A 24561-nucleotide genomic window follows, 5' to 3' on the forward strand; every position below is an offset into this window, starting at 1 on the left:
CTAAAGTTGCAAATAGCCTGATGCGGATCAAACCCGGAAGCGGCTGACCAGATCATTAAGCTGCTGACTGCTGGTCGACAGCTGGCTGGTTTCCGATTCGGTTTCCTGCATCGCGGCATTGATACCCTGGGTGGAATCAACAATCTGCATCACATTGCCATTAATTTCCTGGGCTGCGGCACTTTGTTGTTCAACAGCGCTGGCAATGCTGAGGTTCATCTCGGTGATTGAGGCCACAGCGTCACTGATTTTGGCGATGGTCTCGGCAGCCTGTTGTGACATTTCAGAAGTCGTAACTGACGTCTCAGCACTGCGCTCAATCACAGCCACCGCCTGTGCAGATTGATCCTGCAGGCGTGAGATCATACCGTTAATCTCTTCGGTGCTTTCCTGGGTACGTGATGCCAGTGTGCGTACTTCATCAGCCACCACGGCAAAGCCACGACCTTGTTCACCGGCACGGGCCGCTTCAATGGCTGCGTTTAATGCCAGCAGGTTGGTTTGTTCAGCAATGCCACGGATCACATCCAGCACGGAACCGATACTCTCGGTCTCGTTGCGTAGTCCCTGAATCACGTCTTGTGAACTGCGCATATCATCGGCCAGCGCAACAATTTGCTGCTGAGTGTTCTGCATGATGGTCATGCCTTGGCGGGCACTTTCATCGGCAACCCGGGCGGAGTCGGCGGCGTTTTCAGCGTTACCTGCGACCTCATGAATGGTCTGAGTCATTTGCTCGGAACCGGTGGCCGCCATATCGGTTTGTTGCAGCTGATTGTCGGTACGGGAGCGGATATTGCCACTGCAATGAATAATACGTTCGGTACCACTGGTCACTTCAGCGCTGGTTTGCTGAACCTGCTGCACCAGCGTCTGAATGCGTTCAACAAACAGATTAAATGCCGAGGAAATTTCACTGATTTCATCTTTCCCGGTTGAGGGTAAACGCTGTGTCAGGTCTCCTTCGCCGCGGGAGATATCACGCATTGCTGAGGCCACATCATTCAGCGGCGTACGGATGCTGGTGGAGATCATCATCATAATAATCACCAGTGCAGCAATAATTACGGTACTTAGCAGCAGCGCATTACCAAGGTCTTTCTGAAAGGTGGTTTCAACGTCGTCGATGTAAATACCGCTGCCGATGATCCAGTCCCAGGGAGCGAAATGTTTAACAAAACTGAGTTTATCCTGAGGAACATCTGAGCCTTTTTTTGGCCATTGGTAGTCAACAAAACCGCCTGCGGATGTTGCGCGAGCGGCTTTCACAATCGCCTGGAACAGATACAAACCATTCGGGTCTTTTACCTGGCCAACATTTTTGCCTTCTAGTGCGGGCTTGGCACCATGCACCACCACTACCGGAGTTGAATCGTTAATCCAGAAATAGTCATTATCGCCATAACGCAGGCTGCGTATCGCGTCTTTCGCCAGCTTCTGGGCGGCTTCAAGCGCCATGCCCTGCTGGTGAAGTTGGTAATAGTGTTCAATCAGGCTGTAGCTGCTCTCTACCTGCTGTTGCACGGTAAACTGGCGGGCCTGCAATAGTTTGTCGTGACTTGAGCGAATGTCGAGGAACTGCACGATCAGCACACTGACGATGGAAACTGCTAATAACAAAGCCAAACGGGCGCGGATACTAAGGGATCGTAGATTTTCCACTTATTAATCCTTTTATAAATTGTGGTTATAAACTTCTCAAATTTCAGTGTAGTGTATGATTTTTCCCGAAATGGCCGATTGAGACTAAAGGGTTAGAATTCCTTAGAATATGCAGAACGTTTTTGGGAGCTAAAAGAATGATTCCTTCCTCCATTAAAGTCCGCAAAGCCAGCCACTGTGTCGAGCTGGGTTATGGCGATGAGATTTACCAGCTCAGTTTTGAGTTTTTGCGGGTGCATTCGCCGTCCGCTGAAGTTCGCGGCCATGGTGTCGGTAACGAAGTGCTGCAGTACGGCAAAAAAGACGTGGTGTTGCTGAGTATGGAACCGGCCGGCAACTACGCGCTGAAGCTGGTATTTGATGATGGTCACGACTCTGGCCTGTACGACTGGAAGTATCTGCACCACCTGTGTCTGAAGCAGGATGTGCTGTGGGCGGATTACCTCAATAAACTCGAACAGGCAGGCAAACAACGCGAGTCAGCCAGCATTAACTTTAAAGCGTTGTAAATTCTCTTCTGTTATTGCTTCCGGGCTGGCTTAACACCAGCCTGCAATCCCAACTAAAACCAGCAACCATGCGCTTTTCTGGTTATACTGTGGCCATCATTCACCGGTCGGCTGTGCGTGCTTATAGTTAAACGTCTGTTCCGGCCTACGGACATCTCCGAAATCAGGATTCCATGACGAAAAAGTCAAAACCTTCCAAGGGCGCTGCAGCAAAAGGCAGCAACAAAACCTTTAAAGACCCGAATGCAGCGGTCGAAGCGCAACGCTACGACAATCCGGTTGCCAGCCGTGATGCACTGCTGATGCTGCTGGAACAGCAGGGTCATCCAATGACACATTCCGATGTGTGTGCCGCACTGGGCGAAACCGATGAAGAACGGGTTGAAGCCCTGCGTCGTCGTTTGATTGCGATGTCGCGTGACGGCCAGCTGATCTCCAACCGTCGCAATCAATTTATGCCAATGAGCAAAGCCGATCTGGTCACCGGTATGGTGATGGGCCATCGCGATGGTTTTGGCTTTGTATTGCGCGATGGTGGCGACGATATTTATTTATCCAATCGCCAGATGGGCAAAGTGTTCCACGGCGATAAAGTGGCGGTGCAGATTTTAGGTCTGGATCGTCGTGGTCGTCCGGAAGGCAAAATTGTTGAAGTACTGGAACGTAATACCCAACAGATTGTTGGTCGTTATTTCGACCAGGCTGGTGTTGGTGTGGTACAGCCGGATAACAAGCGCGTCAGCCATGAGATTCTGGTGCCACCTGCTGGTCGCAACAAAGCCGAGCACGGTCAGTTTGTTGTGGTTCAAATTACTCAGCAGCCTCGTCCGGGTGCATTACCTATGGGTGAGGTGATTGAAGTATTAGGTGAGCACCTGGCACCGGGTATGGAAATTGACGTGGCGATTCGCAGCCACAATATTCCTGCCGACTGGCCGGAAGACGTGCTGGCCGAAGCGGAAAAATTACCAGAGCAGGTAAAAGCCGCTGATAAGAAAAACCGCATCGATTTACGTCATCTGCCGTTTGTTACCATCGATGGTGAAGACGCACGTGATTTTGACGATGCCGTTTTTTGTGAGCCAAACAAAAAGACCGGTGGCTGGCGCTTATTTGTCGCCATCGCTGATGTCTCTCACTATGTAAAAGTGAAGTCGGCCTTGGATGATCACGCCTATGAGCGTGGTAACTCGGTGTATTTCCCGGGCTTCGTTGTGCCGATGCTGCCGGAGAAACTATCCAACGGTTTATGCTCGTTAAATCCGGAAGTGGATCGTCTGGTAATGGTGTGTGAAATCACCATTTCTGCGGCGGGTAAATTATCTGGCTACAAGTTTATGGAAGGCCTGATTCATTCCCACGCACGCTTAACCTACAACAAAGTGTGGGACATGTTGCAGAAGCCATTAACCGAAGATGGTAAAGCCTGGCGTAAACATTACCGCCCGATTGTTCCGCATTTAGAAAATCTTTATAAGCTGTTTAAGCTGCTGCGCAAAACCCGTGAACAACGTGGTGCAATGGATTTCGATTCGGTGGAAACCCGTATCGTATTCGATGCTGAGCGTAAGATTCAGGAAATTGTACCGACCGAACGTAACGAAGCCCATATGCTGATTGAAGAGTGTATGTTGGCAGCCAACGTGTGTGCGGCCGACTTCTTCCAGCGTTACAACATTCCGGCGTTATTCCGGGTGCATAAAGGCCCGAGTCAGGAGAAGCTGGAGAACTTATACAGCTTCCTGGGTGAGTTAGGTTTATCGCTGCATAAAGGCAAAGAAGTTTCGCCGCAGGATTATCAGGCGTTGCTGAAGAAAATCGAAGACCGTCCGGATTCGCATTTAATTCAGACGGTATTATTGCGCTCGTTATCCCAGGCGGTTTACGACCCGGAAAACGAAGGTCACTTTGGTTTAGCTTATAAAGCTTATACCCACTTTACCTCACCAATTCGTCGCTACCCGGATTTATTGGTGCACCGTGGTATTCGCCACGTGATTCGCAGCGATATTGAATGTCGCCATGTTCGTCGTGTCGAAGACGCGAAGAACATGCAGAAGTGGCGCATTTATCCGTACGACACTGCGCGTATGATCAGTCTGGGTGAACACTGCTCGATTACTGAGCGTCGTGCTGATGATGCTACCCGTGATGTGATGGATTTCCTTAAGTGTGAATATATTCGTGATCACATCGGTGAAGAATACGAAGGTGTAATTTCTGCGGTAACCGGCTTTGGTTTATTCGTCGAATTAAAAGACGTGTATGTTGAAGGTCTGGTGCATATTTCCACCCTGCAGAACGATTATTACCAGTTTGATGCAGTGAAGCACCGTTTAGTCGGTGAGCGTACTCGTCGTAGCTTCCGTTTAGGCGATAAGCTTTGGGTGCGTGTGGTGGATGTTGATCTTGACGATCGTAAGATCGACTTTGAATTAACCACTGCACCGATGAATAAAAACCGTAAAGGTGCCGACCTTCCTACGCCGACACGCTTACCACGCCGTCGTGGTGCGGAAGGTGAGACGGAAGATCTCTTACCCGGTAAAAAAGAGCAGGGTAATAAACCAGGTTCTAAGCCGCGCCGCTCTCAGCGTGACAGCTTTAAAAAAGCCCAGGCAGATAAAACCTCGGGTCGTCATGCAGCCAATGATTCGGATGACGATGGCAAGCGTTCTTCCAAAAAGCCGGAGGCTAAAAAAGGCGCCAGCAAGAAGCCAAGTAAGCGTCAGAAGCTGAATGCTAAAAAAGCGGGTGCAGGGACCAAGGCTAAGTCTAAAACAACTAAGGCTAAGCACAGTAAAAAGACGGCTCGTAAAACCGTTAAGAAAAAATAACTCACGCTGAGTGTAGGCCGGATAAGCGCAGCGTCATCCGGCTTTGTGGTGGAAGGCGCTTCGCTTGTCCACCCTACCTATTTCCCGACCAAGAACGAATATGGGTTGCTCATTGATTGCAGCCGGAGAAAACGAATGAAATTAGAAGCCGTTTATGGCTTACACGCCGTCACCACTTTATTACAACGCAGCGCCGATCAGGTGGTGGAAATCTGGGTGATGAAAGGCCGCCAGGACAAACGTATGCAACGCGTACTGGAACTGGCAGAAGAACAAGGTTTATTAGTTCGTGAAGCCGATAAAGGTTTAATGAACCAGAAAGTGGATGGCAATCACCAGGGTATTATTGCATTGCGTAAACCGGTGCAGGGCATGAGTGAAAAACAACTGCCAGATGTGCTGGATAAAATCGAAGGCCATCCGTTTATTCTGATACTCGATGGTGTGACAGACCCACATAATCTGGGTGCCTGTATTCGTACTGCCGATGCCGCCGGTGTGCATCTGGTGATTGCACCTAAAGATAAATCCGCACCGTTAAATGCAACGGCCGCTAAAGTCGCTTGTGGCGCGGCTGAAACCGTTCCTTATATTCAGGTAACGAATCTGGCTCGTACCATGAAAGAACTTCAGGAACGCGGTATCTGGATTGGTGGTACTGCCGGTGAAGCAGAACAGAATATCTATCAGCAAAATATGACTGGCCCACTGGCGCTGGTAATGGGGGCTGAAGGCCCGGGTATGCGTCGTTTAACGCGCGAGCATTGTGATTTCTTGGTGAATATCCCAATGGCGGGAGAAGTCAGTTCAGTGAATGTTTCTGTTGCGACTGGTATTTGTTTGTTTGAAGCGGTACGCCAGCGCGGCTCGCTGTAATCTGCGAATTATCTATCTCTGAATAGCGCCGCTCTGGCGCTATTTTTTTGCATACCCAAATTGTTTTCGTGCTTGCCCGTATTCTCTACTGGTGATATTTTAAACACTAAAGAAATCAATGGGTTGCGAATAGGGTTCACAAGATAGTAGGCGCATCGTAACCGAAATAGTGTGCACGCACGCTTTTCTGGAAGGGAATAATCTTGCTAGGGAAGGTTTCAGAATGAACTCAGTAACTTACTGCTACAAGCTCGAAAGATTCTCGCCAAGATATCAGGCACGCACACGAATAAGCTGTTATGTGTTTTAAGAGAGGGCCAAATTGAAAGAATGTGTATCAATTCTATCTAGAGAGTTTTGGCTCAAAGGTGAAAAGCAGACACCATGCTGCTGTGTGTTTATCGGCTTTAATGATGGCAGTTGGGAAAAGGCACTATACAACGACGAGTCATATACCTGGGAGCTAAATAGTTCGGATGAAATCCCGAATGAAAATCATCCTTTAGGAGATGATGAATTTAGTTATCCATATAAACAGTATTTACCTGCTGAACTAGAAACAGCAGGAACACTAAGTGAGCGTCAGTTGGTAACGAATAATGAGTTAGTAGTTGTATTCTCAAGCGGCTTAAAGTTGATACTTTCATATAATGCCAATACTGAGAGCGAGTACATTGAAATCAACACATAACAATGCGGTCAATGGCGCCTGCGGCTGGACCTCCTTACGCTGCGCTCCAGTCGGCCCATTACCTTGGCGTTAAGTGTTTTCATGATTATTAATAAGCTGAAATTCGAAAGTTGTAGCGGAAAGGGGTGTTCAAACTCTCATTACATATTCATGAAGACGATTTGCTGTAGCCGTATTGGTATTGAGGATTTGGAGTTATCTGAGTTCTATTTCGATTCAGGAGATCCAACTATCAGCTTAAATTTATTTGAAGAAGTAACTTGCCCATTTTGTGATAGTGGGAGCTGGGATTTAGTGGAAATAGAACCATTGAAGGTTTCATTGAAAGAGTGGAGTTGGGTAATACAATGATTATTAGACCCACACTTAACAAAGAGTTGGTGCTCGCACCTTCGGTGCTGGGACGGTTACACTTCACTCGTTCCTCGCTACGTTTCACCGCCCCACAACAAAAGCGTTAGCCGCCAAATCAACTAGGAGTTATAGACCATGTCTTTTCCAGAAATAATTGAACACTTTGAGGTTACAGAACAAGGACCTACATTTAAGAAGTTAATAGAAAAAGCATCACCAGATTTAGTAGGCGAAATCCAAGGTAAAAATATATTGTTGTTGCCATCTCATGGTTCTGAGGATGCTTTTTATGCTGGAAGTCTTGATACTCTTGACTACCTGAATGAGAACGGGTTAGACGCTGATCTATATTCCACAGATGAAGAGTATAAGGAACTGAGCCTTCATGGTGCTGACCTCTGGCTTGGAACTTTTATCCTACAAAGTATAGTAATTCCAGTATTTTGCGGTGTAATCTCATCCTATATATACGATAAATTAAAAGCCAAACCCGACGATAAAATATACCTTAAGTTCATAGTTGATAAGAAGGATGAATCGTCTGCAACTGTGAGTTTCGAAGGTAAAGTTGAGGATGTTGAAAAGGCTTTAAATGCAGTGAAGAAGTTTGCAGATGACTAACAGTTACTCTTCGATCAATATAAGCAATCTATCCGAGGTCGAATCTACGCTCACCGCACTTAATGATGCAAAAAAAAATGCCGCTGAGAAGGGTGACGAAAGTCGCGCCAATCAGATTTGGCGAGATATTCAAGCCCTTAAGGTTGTTTCAACATACTTCACGACCATCAATAATATAAAAGAACAGAAATACCGTGATGCTTGGTGCAAGCTTGAGCAGTGTGAAATTACTTGTAAATTTCTTAGAGAGAATTCTAGTGAGGAATTCTATAAGAAATCAGGTGCAGATTTTGTAGAAAGATACGTCAGGAAGTGGCAATCACTTTATCCATATTGCATGTTTATAAGTCCAGGCATGGTTGTCGGTTACTATACATGCAGCATATGCAACCACAAAATACGTCCTCGTTCCAGATGCAAGCATATTAAGGGGCGTATATATAATGGAGAGTTATGTACTCACCAAGCGCATGATATAGAATTTAAAGAAGTTTCAATTGTAACGAACCCTGTACAAAAATTTTCCGTGATCCACGATGATGAGACTTTGGATTTTTCTGTTTTAGAGTATCTTTGCTCGCATATCAGCAGTCCATTCGATGAATGGGAAGCCCATTGGACAACAAAGAAATTTCCAAGGGATCGTTTTAATTCTGTTCTTAAAGATCATAAATGTCCTTGCCAGAGTGGAAATAGTTTTGGTAAATGCTGTAAGGATAAGGTCGAAATTGAGATTCCGCATGTTGACTTTGAACTTAAAAACGGATTGAACAAAAACGTTGAAGCTGAAAGGTTTCCTTATTAGATGCGGCTAACAATGAAATCATGTTCGCGGCTACGCCGCAGGACACATTAACGGCTCTTCGAGCCTAAAAACAATGTGCCTCATATTTAGGCGTTATGACAAATAAGGAAATCAAATGAAGTACAAAAAAATTGGAGCATTACTGCTTCTTGTCGTATCGAATCTCTCAGCCAAAACATTTGAAGACCATATGGTTTTTCCAGGCGACGGTGTTAACTCTCTACCTTTAGAATCTTACGCTAATATGTGGTGGCAGTGGACTTATACTATGCCCCGAGAAGTCAGTCCTGTAAGAGATAACGCAGGAGTAAACTGCCATATTGGTCAACAAGGTGATATTTGGTTCTTAGCCGGCGGCTACGGAAGTTCTAAAATATCCAGGACATGTACGATTCCTGAAGGGAAATATGTTTTCTTTCCAATTATAAACATGGTGTATTACCCACGGGAAAAAGGTGGACTTTCTTGTGAAGAGGCAAAATCTTTAGCAGCACTGAATAACGATCAACTCATTACAATTGAGGTTGAACTGAATGGTTTAGTTTATTCAAATCCGACCCATGCTCGACTTGCATCGAACGAGTGTTTTGACTTGTTAGGTATGATTCCTGAGGAATATGGTGCACCTAGAGTTTATCCTGCGGCTACCGATGGATTCTGGATAATGTTAAAGCCCCTTCCAAAGGGTGAGCATATTCTAAAATTCAACGCACAGTACAACCGCGATAAAGGAGCCTATAGTAAAATGGCTCAGGATATTCAATACAAGCTAATTGTTCAGTAATGTTAGCCAGAGCGACAGCCAGACGGCTGTTGGTAGCGCTAGGGCGGTAAGGACGTAATGAATATATTCACAATTCTATTTTCTTTGATGGGATTAACTTCATACTCCACAGGAGAAGAGACGACAGCTAATGATCAGCTGTGGATTATGATAAAAATGGATACCTACTTCCGCACATTGGATGATCTAAACGTAGTGGATCAAGTTACTGACATGATCGAAGGTGCCAATTTAGGTTATCTGGATGGCCATAGTAGCGGGGCTTATCAATTTGATTTTAATTACTATGACGTCAGAGACTTTAAGGCCGCAAAATCGAAAATACAGTATTTTATGTCTAAAAATTACCCCAGTGTTGAATTTACTATATCGAGTGATTATGAAATTCTGTATGAGCAGCCCTAATAAACCGCATCAATAGCTTCTGTTACTCGCTGGAGTAGCCAAAACGCTACGCTTATTTATCTGCCCCTGTGCGGGGCGGTTAAATTTCCAGTTTACCTAGGTACTCGCATCCTTTCGCTAACTTAACCAACCCGGAAGGCGCCAGCTAAAGAAAGGGACATCATGAAAATAACCATCACACTCATCATTTCACTCTTTCTCATCACTAGCGTTCAGGCTGATGAAAAAGAATTCACATCCTGGATGAAAAAGTCCGATTTAGACAGCTACTTCCAGGTTCTCAATAACTTTGACGAAGACAACGACTTCTTTGCAAAAGGCTACTGGATCACTGCTGTAGAAGGGCGCTGGCACGAAGGCAATTTCGAATATCGGGTGAAATACAGTAATGGCCCGAGCAGAAGGTACTCCTGGTATTGGCACATTAACCAGGACTACAGTGACTTCTCTCAAAAGTCTGCCGAGTACAACAATCGGGGCTTTCGCCTGGTTTATGCCCAGTCTTTTAAATCAGCGACTGGTGAGCTGCGTTATCAAAGTGTCTGGCATAAAGACGATTATAAATAACAATGAACCAATATCTCGCTTCCTCAATCTATATCGACTGGCAAGCACCTGAAGTGCTTGCCAAAGCCAAACAGCTGGCAGCAAATGCTTCAGACCAGGAAGAAATCGCGCGCCGTTGTTTTGAGTTTGTACGCGACGAAATTAACCACAGCTGGGATTACCAGCAAAACCCGGTTACTTGTAAAGCGTCCGATGTTTTAAAGCACGGCACCGGATACTGCTACGCTAAAAGCCATTTATTGGCGGCACTGTTACGAGCGAACAATATTCCTACAGCTCTGTGTTATCAGCGCCTGACCATCACCGATGTGCCGCCTTTCTGTATTCACGGCTTAAACACCGTATACCTGGAAAAACACGGTTGGTATCGGATCGATGCCAGAGGCAATAAAGACGGTGTGAATGCTGAGTTCTGCCCACCAATCGAAAAACTGGCTTTCCCTATCATTACGCCAGGAGAGGCTGATTTACCGGAGTTATGGGCAGAACCGATGCCAGAGATTGTCGATCTGCTAACCAGTTATTCAACCTACCAAAAGGTGGCTGATAATTTACCGGATATTAATGAGGCTCAATCATGACCCCGATAACCGGCAGCTGCCTGTGTAACCAGGTGACGTACACCTTAATAAACGGCATTGAGGAAGTTGTGCATTGCCACTGTCAGACCTGCCGCAAAGCTCATGCGGCAGCCTTCTCCAGTGTGGCGAAAATCATGGACAAGGATTTCGAAATTCACAGCGGTATCGAATTGCTGAAGTCTTACGAATCCTCACCAGGCAAACAACGATACTTCTGCAGTAACTGCGGCTCACAGATTTACGCTAAGAAAGCCGGAACAGCTCACTTGGTGCTCAGAATGGGTACCGTTGATACCAATCTCACCATCCCAGAGCGTTGCCATATCTGGTTGTCAGACAAAGCCAGCTGGTATCAGCTGAATTCAGATATTCCTGGTCACGATGAGTTTGAGCCATAGGTCAACATCAGGGTACCGATCAGCCTGGCGACGCATTTTAGCCTGGACGTGAAACCTCCAATACCTTGTAATGGGTTATGTCAGCATTATTGGATTCAGGAGAGATCAATATGACTGGAACGACCCAACTGACCATCGCCGCATCCCTCAGCTTTATTGCCGCTTTTATGCATCTTCTGATTATTTGGGGCGGAGCCAACTGGTACCGCTTTTTTGGTGCCGGGGAAAAGATGGCTGTATTGGCCGAGGAAGGAAGTCTTCAGCCTGCAGTGATCACCCTGTTTATCGCTGGCGTTTTAACCGTATTTGGTCTGTACGCACTGTCTGGTGCCGGAATAATATTGGAATTGCCGTTATTAAAGCTTGGCTTATGTCTGATTACCGCGGTGTACCTGTTAAGAGGCCTGGCCGGTTTTGTACTGCCCTTTGTTTCAAACCATCCGGCAGTCAAAGATAACTCAACCACCTTCTGGATCGTAAGCTCGATCATCTGTTGTATCTTCGCCGGGTTTTATCTGCTGGGCATTATTAATAGCTGGGCGCAGCTAGGTTAACCGGGGTGATAGGGATATGAAGGATTCAAAAAAGTTCTGGGATGACAGTGCAGAAAAGTACGTTAAAAGTCCAATCAAAGATCAGGTGACCTACCAGAAGAAGTTAGACATTACCCGCGAATATTTAACACCACAAAGCCAGGTGTTGGAATTTGGTTGTGGCAGCGGTGGCACGGCAATACTGCATGCTCCTTATGTAAACCAAATTGTCGCGACCGATATCTCCGACAATATGATTACTATTGCTGAACAGCGGGCTAAAGATGCGAATGTAGAAAATATCCGCTTTCAGCAGGGTACGTTAGATCAGCTTCACAACGCTGACGGCAGTTTTGATATGGTGCTGGGGCTAAATGTTTTGCATTTACTGGAAGACGTCGATGACGCCATCGACCAGGTTCACCAGCTGTTAAAAACCGATGGCGTATTTATTTCCAGCACTTCGTTAATTGGTGAAGTGAATATCGTGTTTCGTTGGTTAATCTCTGCTATGCAATGGCTTGGTCTGGCACCTTATGTCAGTCGTTTTACCCGACAGCAGTTGATCGAAAAATTGAAACGATCCGGTTTCAGTATCGAAAAAGAATGGCAGACCAGTCATGAGTCTGTGTTTATTGTGGCTAAGAAAAGCGGAGCGATGTGAACTTAAACAAAGCCGGTGAAAACAACTCTAACCAGGGCGCTTTTACCTTTTTGTACATTCTTTAGTCAGCTCTCACGGTATACTGCCTCATATTAAAGAGGTGGTTATGAAGTATTGGTTATCTTTGGGATTGTCAGGGCTGTTTGGTCTGACAGCAGTTGAAGCGGCAGAAGTAGATCAGTTTACTCAAGCGAGTGATCTTAACGACAGCTCCGAAGTTATTGCCAGTGAAGTAAACCGCCGCATCCGGTTGGCGGTCGATAAAGCCAACTCTCCTTTCCCCAGACCGCTACAGCACAAAAAAGTACATCACAGAAAGCGACCACAGTGCGACGTTGACCGCTTGTATGGTCAGCTACAGTTTCAACTGGCGCGGCCATTAATAGGCCAGTTGGAAAGTTTTGCCGAGGCATCACCACAGGTCGATCGGCGTTGGGTATCCTTCCCGCAATCGGTTTATCGCGACTATCATAAAAAAGAAGCACCCACGCTGGTTTTGAGTCAACGCATCGCTGCCGTTATCAAAATTAACGGCGTTGAAGTGGGTAGCGATAAGCTTGGCCATTTTTTCACCGAAGGTCGCAGCTATTTCGAGGTTACCAATCATTTGCAGGATGGTACGGAGGCGGGCTTTTTGTTCGGTGATTGGTCGGAGTCCTTGTATTACGGTGCGCAAACCACCGGTGTGTTTTCTTACGCTGATTTAACCGCCAACTTTAATGGCTTGCGTTTCTGGAACCGGATTTTAGCCACTCAACCTGACCCTCTGAATCAGCAATCAGTAACTCCTTATATTCGCTGCGATAACCAGCGTTGGGTGGTGAACAACAAATTTGAGTTTAACAGCTATGTCGATAATGGCTGGAACGAAGCGGTGAATTGTTCAGCGTTTCGTACCGAACAATTATTGCAGAAAGTTATTCAGCATCAGCCTGTATGTCGAGTGGACCAGCTACCCAAACATTACGGCAGCATCGGGCATGAGATTTTAAATAAGGAAGGGCTGAAAGTGCTGCCGGATAAACTGCAACCTGAAGTGATTCTGGCGCGTCGTACCAGCGACCTGCCCTGGAAGTTACCTGAGCAGGCGATGGAGCGGATCAAAGAAATCCGCCTTGACCTGGAGCAGTGGCGCTCACAGCAATAGAGTTACAGCTTAACCTGGGTTGTGAAAGGGAAGCGGAAATGCAGCATTGCGTAATCCTCACGGAAGCGTCCAAGGTACTGGCCGTTAGAGGTCTCTTTCTCGATATGTTGCATAAAGCGCTGGCCTACTTCCAGATGAAAATAGCGGATGGGTTTAAGCGTTAATTTCCAGCTGGCGTTGGCGCCCAGCGTTACATAATGGTTGTCGTCGAATCGGTCACTTTCCATATACAGGTAGGTCAGATCAAGACCAATACCGCCACCCAGTGTCAGATAATCTCCACCAATTGCGACATCCAGACCCGGACCAATACTGAATCCATACACAGACTCGTCACTATCATCCGACTCGGTAAAATAAATGGTTGGCAAAGCATACGGACTGTAGGAAATATCAGCCTTAGTTAGCCAGTCAGGCACATTGTCCGGTAATTTATCTTTATATTTAGTCAGCGTTTCACCACTGACAGAAGCAGATAGCTCCGGTTTAAAAAGCCAGACTTTTTTGTCGGAGGCGGTCAGCTGAGAATGGCTGTGTAGTTCACCCACACCAAGGCCCAGATCGGCGGTTACCGGCAGTTCGATGGTTTCTTTATCTTTTGCCTGAGCGACATGAAACAGGCTGGTCAATACAGCAACGAGGGAAAACTGGAAGAGGGTACGATTCATTCGATTACCGCTTAATAGTGAATGTAGAATTCAGTGTAAAACAAGCGGAAGTAAGTGCAAAAAATCGGGCTATGAAACACGTATCCTGAGTGATTTTCTGTGTTCAATAAGCCCGATTATCAGTTGCTGAACTTTTTTGCTTAACGGAAGCGCAGCTTAGCGGTGAGCTGAAGGTATTTGCTGTCGTCGAGTTTGAGGGTGCCTTTATCACCTTGTTCGTTATCCAGCTCCAGCTCCTGATTAAACTGAATGCCTGCTTCGCCTCCCAGCCATACCGGGCCACCAACATGGAATTCGGCACCTAAACCAAAGCGAATGCCTTTTTGTTGGAAATCAAACGTCTGATCTTCTTTGCCGTTGTTATACACATGCCAGCTGCCACCTTCCGGAGTCAGTTTGGCAAAGTAGTGCTGTTTCGGGGTAGGTGCATAGCTCAGACGGGAAAAAGGAAAACCAGCAATAACTTTTAAGGTTTTACCGCTGTTGTATTGGTAATTCGCCAGCGGTACAAACTGACCTTCACCAAAACGGTGGGTGTAAACAATCCCCAGATTGTAGCCGTGACCTTTGCTACTGCTACTGTATTGCGCAACGGCGTTAGCCGATAAATCATCGGTGCCGAAATATTCCAGCGACGATTTTACTCCGGGCGTCAGGTTAAAGATCCAGCGTGATTCATTATCGTTTTTAACGATGTAGCTGATCGGAAAAGCAATATCGTATAAGCGCTGTTTACTGCTGCTGTCGGCATTGTCGATACGGAATTCACGTTCTCGCAAATTAAACTGAAAGACAAATAAACCGTCGTCGATATTACCTTTAACACCTAACGGCAATTTCAGATGGGTATCCAGCTGAGTCGCTTCCGGATCATTACTGACGCCATTAAGGTTATTGATCGCTGCTTTATCGAAATAGGTGACCGCAAGAGAACCGGCTGACGGTTTAGGAACGTAGTTTTCTTCGGCCATCACGTTGTTGGCGGAAACAGCCAGAATGGCACTGGCCAGTGGTAAAAGTTTCATCAGGTTCTCCCGGGGTTATCTGCCATCAGCATAGTCGCTGTTGGCAGATAAGTTAAGCCGGTGAGGGTAAGTTTCAGGTTAAGGCCGCAGCTGATTGAATGCCGCCAGCAGACCATCATCACGCCGGTTCTGACGTTGATCCTGAGTGGCATAAGCAACGTTTTTGTCCACCGGAATACCGCTCACTTCGAACAGTTCGCCATCCATGCTGAGGTAATACTCGTTAACCAGATTAACCTTAATGCCACTTGGCAGCTCTTTTTCCAATACGTCAGATAGTGCTCCCTGGGTGACTTCGCCAATAACACTGACCTGCGGCAGCTCACGCATCATTAAAGTGAATACTTCGGCAGCGCTGACGGTTGTGCCGCTGGTCAGTACCACAGTCGGCTTCAGGTAGGTATTGCTGGCAGGCGCCAGACGATAGGTTTCTGCGGGAGTTCTGGCTGAACCAAGCCGGGCCTGTTTGCGGTATAAAGCACGTTCGCTATCGAGAAAATGGCGAGCAATAAGCTGACTCACACCATCAAAGCCACCTTCGTTATTGCGAATATCGATAACTAATCCCTGGGTATCCTGCAGATCGTTAATGATCTGAGGCATCAGTTCTGCAACCTTGTTGATATCTGCCACCGGGTTATCTTCAGCGCTGGTAAATTCTTCCATGCCTTCGATGATTAATACGCCGATATTATCGTCGGTAATAAACCAGCCAAACCGATTGTTGCCAGCCAGTTTGATTTCATCCTCATTAGCGGCGTAACTGAGCCGGATACTATTGGTCAGGTCAGTCTGCTGTTCTATGTAACTGGCCATTGCCTGGGCTTTGGCTTCGCTGTCTATCTCACCATTGGCTGCAATAAACTCCTTCGCAAGGCGCTGTTCCTGAGTTGAATCCTGCCGCTCAAAGTTAACTTCAAGGTCTTCAATAACTAACGACACATGGCTGTCGGCCAGAGGTTGAATGGATTTTGCCATCGCCTGAATTAATTGCAGTGCGGTACTGCTGTCGGTCAGGTTTTGTGAGGCGCTCTGAACCACACTCTGCCAATTAACATTACGTTCATTAAAAGTCGGGTAGTATTCCTCGAACAGCTGGCTGAACCAGGCAAACTCAATACTGGCGTTACTGTCATCCAGTGGTTGGTTACAGCTGGCGGGTAATGATGTCGTCTGGCTGAACGCAGGGTCGCGGAAATCAACACCATGAATGGTCAGGCGAGCCTGTAAAGTGGCGGGCTCGTTGGTAGTGTTCAGGCTGTAAAATGCATCGCGGGCATCTTGCTCGGTGAAATCGTTATCGGAATGGCTGACCCGGCAATAATCGCTGGTGTATTGGTATTCCGTCAGCTTTTTGCCGTCGATTTTTTTCGCTTCACCATAAGCCGGAGCCAGCCAGATTCCCTGATAAGGACCTTGATCGGCACTGTTCTGACCCGGGTCAGAATTATTGTTATTATCACTATCGCCTGAACCACAGGCGGTTAGTACGCTGGAAACCACCAACGTAAAAAAGGAAGAAGCCAGAGTTTTCATAAAGTCTCCTGTGGAGTCGATTAACCAATGGCTGCAGTGTGGCGTCGAATGGCTGAAAACTCTTTGGTGGCTGTGTTATGGCCGCTGCTGCAAATGTTATGGAATGTTATGAGAGGGGCGCATGAGTGACAGAATTCTGATTGCCGAGGATGACGACAAGCTGGCAATGCAGATTGAGCGGTTTTTAACGCAGTACCAGTTTGATGTCAGTCGTGTAGCCGATGGCCTGTCCGCGATTCGCGAATGCCGTTTGCAACAGCCCAGTGTGTTGATCCTGGATCTGATGTTACCGGGTGCTGATGGTTTTGAAGCGTGCCGTCAGCTGCGTCAGGATTTTTACGGCAGTATTCTGATGCTCACCGCCAGCGAAGATGATATGGACCACGTTGCCGGTATTGAGTCGGGTGCTGATGACTATTTAATAAAACCTATTCACCCCCGGGTGTTGCTGGCACATATTCGTTTATTGCTGCGCAAAAAAAATACATTAACAGCCCCGGTGGAGACTGAACCACAACCCGCTCAGGATAAGTGGCAAAGTTTTGCTCAACTGCGTGTGCACCCGTTGCAGCGTCGGGTGGAACTGGCTGGAAAGGAAGTGGATTTAACCCCATCTGAGTTCGATATTCTGCAGCTGTTAATACAGCGATCCGAGCAGGTGGTTAGCCGTGAAACTATTTTTCAGGCATTGCGTGGCATTGAATACGATGGCCTCGACCGTTCGGTGGACGTGAAAATTGTTGCCTTGAGGAAAAAGCTTGGAGACAACACCGCACGTCCCCGGCGAATTATTACTGTACGTGGCAAAGGGTATCTGTTTGCTGAAGATGCCTGGCAGTGATCATAACAATCCATAACAGACGGGTTGATTTGTATTTTCACGGTTTATGGAAAAATACCGGCTCATTGTTAAAAACAAGGGCGGCTCAGGACTGAACCATGCTACGACTGTTTTTTCCCCTGTATTTATTATTGTTTGTTTTTATTCTGTTTCAGAGTGAAATTGTCGATTTTACGTTGCGCTCGCTGGCACCGGAAAGTGAAGAGGCGGATGTTCTGGGAGATTTAAGTGGCGCCACGTTTATGGTGGAGAAAATTCTCAGTGACAATCCTCGTTCTGACTGGCCGGATCTGCTTCGCCAAATGTCGTCAGAAAATATTCAGATACGTGCAACTGATCTGAATAATCCCGCGATTATCCCGGCAGCAAAACAACTGTTACTGGCCGGTGATATCTGGGTTGCCCAGATTGGTGAAGATTTAATTTATAAAAAGTTTCTTCACAGTGAAGATGTCATGGTCATTGGTCCGATTTATACCGTGGATGAATACCAGGATACAGAACTGATGATTACCCTGGGCAGTGCGATGATTCTGGTAGTGCTGACATTGCTTTGGGCGTTTGCCCTGCAACGACGTATCAGACGGCTGTCGGATGTTGCCGAAGCGTTTGGAGAAGACGACTTCAGTGTCCGGGCGTCTACCGACAGTAAGGCCCAGGTGGGTGGCCTGAATCGCAGTTTTAATCACATGGCAGACCGCATCGAGCAGCTGATCAGCAGCCATAAGGAACTGACCAATTCGGTTTCCCATGAATTACGAACACCGCTGAGCCGTATTCAGTTTGAGCTGGAATTCGCGGCAGAACTTAATTCGGTTGATGGCTTACACCAATCTCTCGACAGCATTGCCGAAGACAGTCGGGAATTGGATGCGTTAATCTCAGAATTGCTCACTTATGCCCGTTATGAACGCAATAATATCGAGTTACAACTGCAGCAGCAGAACATCAGTGCCTGGCTGGCTGACTGGTTAGCGGCGTATCGTTTACCGGCCAACAGTAATGTTGACTTGCGTATCGTTACTCCAGGGCCGGAAATGCTGGCATTTGATGCACAGGCGTTATCCCGCGCTTTGAGTAATCTGGTGGCGAATGCGCTGCGTTATGCCCATCAGACGATTCGGCTGCGTCTGGACACCGCAGGCGGGCAGCTGATAATTGCGGTGGAAGACGATGGTACTGGAATTCCGGAGGCGCAACGACAAAACCTGCTGATGCCATTTACCCGCACTGATCAGCACCGTAATAAACAACAAGGTGGTTTTGGTTTAGGGCTGGCCATTGTTCATCAGATTATGCAGCGTCACCAGGGTTCGGTGGTAATTACCGATAGTGATCTGGGTGGTGCCAGCATTGAATTACACTGGCAGCGTTAATGGTCTGGTTCAGAACATAATGACTGGTTGGAGCTACAGACTACAGCAACCCCAGCGCCCGGGCTTTCATGGTCAGGTCATCACGGAAGTCCGGGTGAGCAATACCAATTAAGGCTTTTGCCCGCTGCGGCAGCGATAAACCTTTTAAATCGACACAACCGTATTCGGTAACAACAAATTGGGTATCCATACGGGTGTCAGTCACAGCCCCACCTTGCAGCTGCGGCACAATACGGCTGAGCGACCCTTTTTTAGCCGTTGAGTGCAGTGCGATAAATGAGCGGCCGCCGTTGGATGCGTAGGCGCCACGAACAAAGTCGAGCTGGCCACCAGTGCCGGAAAATGGATGGCCCGCCAGCTGCTCAGCGTTAATCTGGCCGGTTAAATCCACTTCAATCGCAGCGTTCACCGACACCATATTACGGTTCTTCAGAATAATATTGGGATTGTTAACCCAGGATGCCGGATAGCCAACAATGGATGGGTTGTCGTCCATAAAGTCGTACATGGCTTTATCACCCAGTGCCAGGGTGAACACATGTTTGTGTTGCATCCAGTTTTTTAATTTACCGTTAATCACACCGGCTTTAATCAGCTCCACCATGGCCGGGCTGAACAGTTCGGAATGCAGGCCGAGATTTTTGTGATGTGTTAAATAACTCAACACCGAATTTGGTACACCACCCACACCCATTTGCAGGGTATCGCCATCCTGAATGCGCGATACAATTTGCTCGGCAATTAAACCATCGGTGCGGCTGCTGGCACCGGCCGGAATTTCAATTAATGGCGTGGTATTTTCAACAATCGCGTCAACTTCAGAAATATGCACCGAGCACTCACCAAACGTACGCGGCATATTTTCATTAACTTCGACAATTACACGTTTGGCCTTGCGGATTACGCTGGCGCCATAATCGGCGTTGGTTCCGAGACTGAAATAACCGTGTTTATCCATTGGTGAAACCGTCACCATAAAACAATGTGGTTCAATGGTTTCGGTCAGCAGTCGGCCCACCTGGTGGAACGTTGAGGGCACAAATTCCAGTAACGAATGTTGCTTCAGGCGTTTTAACGCTTCGCGGTCGTGGCCACTCATAAACAATGGACGCGGACATACCTTATCGGCCAGCTCTGGCGTTAACAGGTTGTCGCACAACACCTGGCTGCCGTGCATGTAGTAGAGGTTGAGTTTATTCAGCTGGCCTTGCTGCAATGCGCTGGCAACGCCTTTAATCAGTGCCGGTGGCATGGCGACACTCATACCCAGAATCAGATTCTGGTCATCACTGAGGTAGTCTGCGGCGGCACCCGGTTCAATCCGTTTCTGGTCGTAAAGGCTGGCAATATCCATCTGCGTCTCCCAACTGAAGAATAAGTTTGTTGAGAACTTTAGCAGGAAGTCGTTGCTTGTCTATTACCAGCGCATGACAGTTTCGTGAGCTGCATCAAGTGAATCTCAGTTGTCACTGACTGCGCCCGATTTGTGCAGTTTGGCAAGCTGCTGGCATGATCAAACAAGCTTCTTTTCAAAGCTGAATTAACGTACCAGAAAAACTCTGGCCGTTGGCCTTTTCCCCCAATTTCTGACCCGCAGCAACATTCAGCCAGGTACGTATTTACGCAAACTATTCAGCGTAATCTGAATGCCGTGAAGGCGTGGAGAGTGTGTGAATACCACCTTTATTGTTTGTCTGATGTTGCTGGTTGGCTTGGGAATAAGCAGCCACAGTGTGGCTGAACTGAAACCATTAAACGATGCGTTTCTGGCTGAAATGACCGGGCAATCGGCGATTAAAATCGATGAGATACCAATCGATTTTAATGATATGTCGGGCGTGCGCCTCGACGGCTCGGATAAAGATTTATCCTTTACCCGCATTACTCTGGGAGCGGATGTCGATTTAAATGCCAATATCGATCGCACCGTTATTGGTCGCCGACCACGGCCAGCCTCTGAAGTGGAAATGCCCGAACTGGAAGCCGACGTTATTCTGAATAACTTATCGCTTGGCCGGATTATGGCCGATGATCAGGGCAATCCAATTATGGAAAACTTTTCTGTACGTGATCCTTATATCGAAATTGCCCGCAACGCTGATAACGAACTGATTGGTTTACGTCTCGGATTTAAAGAGGCCAATGGTGTTGTCAGTCACGATATTGTCGCACTGTCCGGTGACATCACAGCCAAGGCGTTTGTTGACGAAATTATCGGGCTGCCCATTGGTGGGTTAAATCTCACTGAGTTTCCTTATAACAATGCCAGCCGTACCAACCGCATCAGTACTGAGTTGCAGTTGCTGGGTGGTTTGTCGCCGACGCTGACGCTATTTCTTGGTCGGCTTGGGCGCACCGAATTACAGGACTCGCGCAACCTGTACCTTGGCTTTCAATCACAGGCCATTAATTATCCCAAAGTCGGACCCGGACCACAGGGAACAGCAAAACCCGGTTTCTGGTTAAATCTGCAGGATGGTTTATCGGCGCCAGAACTCAGCATTACCGGCAACCTCAGTCAGGGGCTGATATCGGAAAACGACAGAGCGAATAATGTCTTTAGTCCGTATACCCAGTGGGGGCGGCCATAATGAAAGCTGTGATTTTAATTACCGCAATTTTATTGATTGCTCCAGCGGTGGCCGATATGCAGGCATTATCCGATCAGGATCTGGTAGAGGTTCACGCCCAGGGTAAAAGTCTGATCAGTTTTACCGCCACCGATGTGTCGGCGGTGAGTGATGATTTTTATCTGGAGCTGGGGTTTGATTCCGGAGTGCCAACTCAGTTTCGAAAGTTATCTTTGGTCGGCAGTGGCTCTGATAGTCCATTTGATAATACCGAAGGTTTTTATCTCGGCTCGGATCAGGACCCGTTTACCATCGCCAGTCAGGATGAGCAATTTACCGACTATTTTAATCAGACGCAGGAAACCAGAAGCCTGGTGATTGCTTTTCCGCGTGGCCGTTATCTAGATGATTTACCCGACGGCGCCAGCGGCCGCTTTAATTTGACAACGCTGATGTCGCTGGAGCATTCTTCAGGTAACGAGCTACACACCTGGTTATCGCTGCAGGGCGCCAGCCTGGATGACACTTATGTGAAGTTCTGGGTGGATGCGGATACCGGATTAAATCTGTCTGGACAGGTTAACCTGACAGCAGAGCGTTTTATTCTGGACGCTGATAATCAGATTACTGCTGCCCCCGGTGATAATCCGGATGATCAGTGGATTGTGGAAAACCCTGATATTTCTCTGGCGTTAGGTAATACGTTATATCAGCCACTGACGCTGAAAATAAAAGAAGATACTAATGTGGTACTGGAACTTAAGGCCATTAATCTCGCTTCGGCGCAGGAGTTTGATAATCATTCCTCCAGCTCGCACATTCGGGCCGACAATATTTCCCTGAACGGTTATGACTTAGGTGGCGTCGAAATTGAGGGATTAAAGCTGCAATATCTGAGGGTAGAAACTCATGATTTATTTTAAGTTTTTAATAGCGATCAGCAGCCTGGTTATATCATCCACATCTATTGCAGAATTAACCCAATTAGCGGACGAGCAATTGCAGCAGGTTGATGGTCAGAATGGTATTGGTTTTGACCAGAGTATGTTGTTATCGGCCAAAGATATTCAGATGGATCTGAACGGCAGTGATGCGCTGGCGATTATCAGTGGTAATCGCCGTGATGCCGATCATACCAATGATGCTCTGTTGTGGAATACATCATTCAGCGGTTTACATCTGGATGTGCTTGAATCCGGAAAATTATCCATCTCTTTACCACAGCAACTGACCATTGGCCTGCGCGATAGCCAGACAGGATTACTGGAGCAGGGAATCTATCTGGAATTATACGCGTCAAAAACAACGGAGATTCGTGAAACCCAATATCGTAACCAGGCACAAACCTACACGGCTTACGTTAATACCATCAGTTCTGATCCTGAATTTGACGATTTTACGTTATCGATCTCAGGTGCTCAGTTCAGCAATAATTCGCAGCAATATCGTGCGCGTTATATTGAAAATCAGAGTAACAGCAATATTGATGGTGCTGCGATCAGTTTCACCGTCACCAATCCGCGAGAGGTGTCATTGTCTCTGGTATCGGATGATGGCCGTTGTGGATTCTTTCAGGGGGGGCTGTGACCGCGGCGAGATTATTATTGTTGATGAGCAGGGCGATCTGGTGGGACGCGCCGGCAGCCCGGATCAAGCCAATACTCAACTGAATAACCTGGCGGTCGCACCAAGGCGGGTAGTTGATCAGCCCGGCAGCAATTTTTATATTTCTGCTGAGCTGACCGGGTCGTTCGATTTCACTGGCTCGCTTCAGGTATTTTCAGGAACTGAGGTTGAGCGTCGTTATTAGTGCCTTCGTCGTTATTCATCCCTTGTCTGAACAGCTGGCGATATTGTCGCGGCGATACGCCAGCCCAGCGTTTAAACGCATGGGAGAAATTAGCGGCTTCACTGTAGCCGGTTAACTCTGCAATCTTTTCAATGGCCAGGTTAGTGCTCAGATATTCTTTCGCCAGACCAAAGCGTATTTCCGCTAATAATTTTTTGTAACTGGTGCCTTCGTTATCCAGCTTACGCCGTAAGGTGCGTTCCGGAATTACCAGCTGTTTTGATACTTCAGTGATGTTTGGGAAATAACCGGTTTTCTGCAGAATCACTTCACGGACTTTGTGGTGAATCGGGCGACGGTTATGTAATTCCGCAATCGCACGGCGACATTCTTCCTGGCACAGGCGCGATGTTTCGCTATCTGAGCGTGGCATCGGCAACTCAGCAAACGCCGGATCAAACACCAGCGTATTGGTGGGCTGATTAAAGCTCACCGGGCAACCAAAAAATGCTTCATAAGCCGCTTTTAAATGGTATTGCTGGTGCATCAGACGCACCTCTTTCAGGTATTTTTCCGTCTCTTCCCGTGAACCTTCGCTGAATGCTAAGCCCGCTGCCTGTAAATCGAAATAGGCGCTTTTCAGGTCATCGGGAATATCCACACATGGCGAAAAGCTGATGTATAAACGATTACTGACGGTTTGTTGTTCGAAACGAAAATCTGAACCGGCCAGTTCATAATATTCGCTGAATACCGCCAGTGCTTCTTCACGGGTATTGGCGCTGAGTGTGGCAAAACCTAAAACACCTAAATGTTCGATACGTACCAAGCTGCCGATCTTTAAACCAATCAATGGGTCGCGGGTGTACTTCTGAATATTGCGGAAAATCTGATACTGATCGGCCTTGGAGATATCGGCCTGGCTATTTCTGAGTTTAGCGAAACTCAGTTCGGTACCTTCATATATCTGTTGTGAGGTCAGACCAAAACTATCAATTTGTTCGATAACGTTTATCAGGGTTTTAACCTGATATACCTGGTTGGTTGATGTTGGCGTTACCATAATAATCAGCACCAAAAGAAGATCAAATTCATATTCGGATGTTAAAACAGCCACGGTTTAATACCAGTGTCATGGCCGTAAATAACAACAACTTTTCCACAACAAATCCTTGCAAAAACGACTCGAATTGTAAGCGCTGAAAACAGAGATTAAAGACCAATAGCGACCTGGATCTGTTGTGCTGGATTTATTCGCAATTCATTGAGCTGAATTGATACGTTGAGGGTTTTGGCTGGAGTATTAGTATGGCGTTGAAGAC

At 47.1% G+C, this 24561-nt stretch carries 26 protein-coding genes; 20 read left to right on the top strand and 6 right to left on the bottom strand.

Going from position 1 to position 24561, the window contains the following annotated elements:
• Nucleotides 1-27: 27 nt before the first annotated feature.
• On the bottom strand, nt 28-1662 hold the full coding sequence (locus ACOQOZ_RS16700) for a methyl-accepting chemotaxis protein (protein ID WP_420589286.1): 1635 nt from the start codon (nt 1660-1662) through the stop codon (nt 28-30).
• 137 nt (nt 1663-1799) lie between these two features.
• On the opposite strand from ACOQOZ_RS16700, the gene ACOQOZ_RS16705 reads away from it, so the two are divergent.
• The 14 genes from ACOQOZ_RS16705 (at nt 1800) to ACOQOZ_RS16770 (ending at nt 13434) form a co-directional block, all read left to right on the top strand.
• Nucleotides 1800-2171, top strand: a complete 372-nt coding sequence (locus tag ACOQOZ_RS16705; RefSeq protein ID WP_420589287.1) for a gamma-butyrobetaine hydroxylase-like domain-containing protein — start codon at nt 1800-1802, stop codon at nt 2169-2171.
• A 173-nt stretch (nt 2172-2344) separates the two neighbouring features.
• Nucleotides 2345-5008 (top strand): ribonuclease R, encoded by a 2664-nt coding sequence (gene rnr / locus ACOQOZ_RS16710; protein ID WP_420589288.1) that lies wholly within the window; start codon nt 2345-2347, stop codon nt 5006-5008.
• Between the two features lie 135 nt (nt 5009-5143).
• A complete protein-coding gene (gene rlmB, locus ACOQOZ_RS16715; RefSeq protein WP_420589289.1) occupies nt 5144-5884 on the top strand; it encodes a 23S rRNA (guanosine(2251)-2'-O)-methyltransferase RlmB in 741 nt (246 codons plus the stop codon).
• Nucleotides 5885-6206: 322 nt separating this feature from the next.
• Nucleotides 6207-6575, top strand: a complete 369-nt coding sequence (locus tag ACOQOZ_RS16720; RefSeq protein ID WP_420589290.1) for a hypothetical protein — start codon at nt 6207-6209, stop codon at nt 6573-6575.
• A gap of 489 nt (nt 6576-7064) precedes the next feature.
• Nucleotides 7065-7550, top strand: coding sequence for a hypothetical protein (locus tag ACOQOZ_RS16725; RefSeq protein ID WP_420589291.1), 486 nt, complete (start codon nt 7065-7067; stop codon nt 7548-7550).
• Nucleotides 7543-8355 (top strand): hypothetical protein, encoded by an 813-nt coding sequence (locus ACOQOZ_RS16730; RefSeq protein ID WP_420589292.1) that lies wholly within the window; start codon nt 7543-7545, stop codon nt 8353-8355. Before ACOQOZ_RS16725 ends, ACOQOZ_RS16730 begins: the two co-directional genes overlap by 8 nt.
• A gap of 115 nt (nt 8356-8470) precedes the next feature.
• Nucleotides 8471-9139 (top strand): hypothetical protein, encoded by a 669-nt coding sequence (locus tag ACOQOZ_RS16735; protein ID WP_420589293.1) that lies wholly within the window; start codon nt 8471-8473, stop codon nt 9137-9139.
• Between the two features lie 57 nt (nt 9140-9196).
• Entirely contained in the window at nt 9197-9544 is a 348-nt protein-coding gene (locus tag ACOQOZ_RS16740; RefSeq protein WP_420589294.1) for a hypothetical protein, read from the top strand.
• Nucleotides 9545-9706: 162 nt separating this feature from the next.
• Nucleotides 9707-10111, top strand: a complete 405-nt coding sequence (locus tag ACOQOZ_RS16745; RefSeq protein WP_420589295.1) for a hypothetical protein — start codon at nt 9707-9709, stop codon at nt 10109-10111.
• 2 nt (nt 10112-10113) lie between these two features.
• Complete coding sequence (locus ACOQOZ_RS16750) at nt 10114-10692, top strand: transglutaminase-like domain-containing protein (RefSeq protein ID WP_420589296.1); 579 nt, start codon at nt 10114-10116, stop codon at nt 10690-10692.
• A complete protein-coding gene (locus ACOQOZ_RS16755) occupies nt 10689-11090 on the top strand; it encodes a GFA family protein (RefSeq protein WP_420589297.1) in 402 nt (133 codons plus the stop codon). Before ACOQOZ_RS16750 ends, ACOQOZ_RS16755 begins: the two co-directional genes overlap by 4 nt.
• Before the next feature lie 110 nt (nt 11091-11200).
• Complete coding sequence (locus tag ACOQOZ_RS16760) at nt 11201-11644, top strand: hypothetical protein (protein ID WP_420589298.1); 444 nt, start codon at nt 11201-11203, stop codon at nt 11642-11644.
• A gap of 16 nt (nt 11645-11660) precedes the next feature.
• Nucleotides 11661-12287 carry a class I SAM-dependent methyltransferase gene (locus tag ACOQOZ_RS16765; RefSeq protein ID WP_420589299.1) on the top strand — a complete coding sequence of 209 codons (627 nt, stop codon included), beginning with the start codon at nt 11661-11663 and terminating at the stop codon, nt 12285-12287.
• Nucleotides 12288-12393: 106 nt separating this feature from the next.
• Nucleotides 12394-13434: a hypothetical protein gene (locus ACOQOZ_RS16770; protein WP_420589300.1), complete on the top strand. Its 1041-nt coding sequence runs from the start codon at nt 12394-12396 to the stop codon at nt 13432-13434.
• Nucleotides 13435-13436: 2 nt separating this feature from the next.
• Here the strand turns inward: ACOQOZ_RS16770 and ACOQOZ_RS16775 are convergent, their stop codons facing one another.
• The 3 genes from ACOQOZ_RS16775 to ACOQOZ_RS16785 all read right to left on the bottom strand — a co-directional run bounded on the left by ACOQOZ_RS16775 (nt 13437) and on the right by ACOQOZ_RS16785 (nt 16663).
• Nucleotides 13437-14102 carry a hypothetical protein gene (locus ACOQOZ_RS16775; protein ID WP_420589301.1) on the bottom strand — a complete coding sequence of 222 codons (666 nt, stop codon included), beginning with the start codon at nt 14100-14102 and terminating at the stop codon, nt 13437-13439.
• 140 nt (nt 14103-14242) lie between these two features.
• Complete coding sequence (locus ACOQOZ_RS16780) at nt 14243-15127, bottom strand: hypothetical protein (protein WP_420589302.1); 885 nt, start codon at nt 15125-15127, stop codon at nt 14243-14245.
• Between the two features lie 78 nt (nt 15128-15205).
• Entirely contained in the window at nt 15206-16663 is a 1458-nt protein-coding gene (locus tag ACOQOZ_RS16785; protein WP_420589303.1) for a S41 family peptidase, read from the bottom strand.
• A gap of 121 nt (nt 16664-16784) precedes the next feature.
• On the opposite strand from ACOQOZ_RS16785, the gene ACOQOZ_RS16790 reads away from it, so the two are divergent.
• Nucleotides 16785-17504 (top strand): winged helix-turn-helix domain-containing protein, encoded by a 720-nt coding sequence (locus ACOQOZ_RS16790; RefSeq protein ID WP_420589304.1) that lies wholly within the window; start codon nt 16785-16787, stop codon nt 17502-17504.
• Between the two features lie 98 nt (nt 17505-17602).
• A complete protein-coding gene (locus tag ACOQOZ_RS16795) occupies nt 17603-18880 on the top strand; it encodes an ATP-binding protein (protein WP_420589305.1) in 1278 nt (425 codons plus the stop codon).
• Nucleotides 18881-18920: 40 nt separating this feature from the next.
• Here the strand turns inward: ACOQOZ_RS16795 and ACOQOZ_RS16800 are convergent, their stop codons facing one another.
• Nucleotides 18921-20234 (bottom strand): acetyl-CoA hydrolase/transferase family protein, encoded by a 1314-nt coding sequence (locus tag ACOQOZ_RS16800; protein WP_420589306.1) that lies wholly within the window; start codon nt 20232-20234, stop codon nt 18921-18923.
• Nucleotides 20235-20550: 316 nt separating this feature from the next.
• Between ACOQOZ_RS16800 and ACOQOZ_RS16805 the strand changes: the two genes are divergently transcribed.
• Genes ACOQOZ_RS16805 through ACOQOZ_RS16820 form a run of 4 tightly spaced genes read left to right on the top strand, consistent with a single transcriptional unit; the run spans nt 20551 to nt 23260 of the window.
• Nucleotides 20551-21471 carry a hypothetical protein gene (locus tag ACOQOZ_RS16805; RefSeq protein ID WP_420589307.1) on the top strand — a complete coding sequence of 307 codons (921 nt, stop codon included), beginning with the start codon at nt 20551-20553 and terminating at the stop codon, nt 21469-21471.
• Complete coding sequence (locus ACOQOZ_RS16810) at nt 21471-22373, top strand: hypothetical protein (protein WP_420589308.1); 903 nt, start codon at nt 21471-21473, stop codon at nt 22371-22373. Before ACOQOZ_RS16805 ends, ACOQOZ_RS16810 begins: the two co-directional genes overlap by 1 nt.
• Nucleotides 22360-23037: a DUF6160 family protein gene (locus ACOQOZ_RS16815; RefSeq protein WP_420589309.1), complete on the top strand. Its 678-nt coding sequence runs from the start codon at nt 22360-22362 to the stop codon at nt 23035-23037. Before ACOQOZ_RS16810 ends, ACOQOZ_RS16815 begins: the two co-directional genes overlap by 14 nt.
• Nucleotides 23012-23260: a hypothetical protein gene (locus ACOQOZ_RS16820; RefSeq protein ID WP_420589310.1), complete on the top strand. Its 249-nt coding sequence runs from the start codon at nt 23012-23014 to the stop codon at nt 23258-23260. Before ACOQOZ_RS16815 ends, ACOQOZ_RS16820 begins: the two co-directional genes overlap by 26 nt.
• Here the strand turns inward: ACOQOZ_RS16820 and ACOQOZ_RS16825 are convergent.
• Nucleotides 23208-24356 (bottom strand): AraC family transcriptional regulator ligand-binding domain-containing protein, encoded by a 1149-nt coding sequence (locus tag ACOQOZ_RS16825; RefSeq protein ID WP_420589311.1) that lies wholly within the window; start codon nt 24354-24356, stop codon nt 23208-23210. The two genes, ACOQOZ_RS16820 and ACOQOZ_RS16825, sit on opposite strands and share 53 nt — an antisense overlap.
• Between the last annotated feature and the right edge of the window lie 205 nt (nt 24357-24561).

Origin of the sequence: Bacterioplanoides sp. (assembly GCF_965219715.1) — a bacterium.
Classification (GTDB): Bacteria; Pseudomonadota; Gammaproteobacteria; order Pseudomonadales; family Oceanobacteraceae; genus Bacterioplanoides.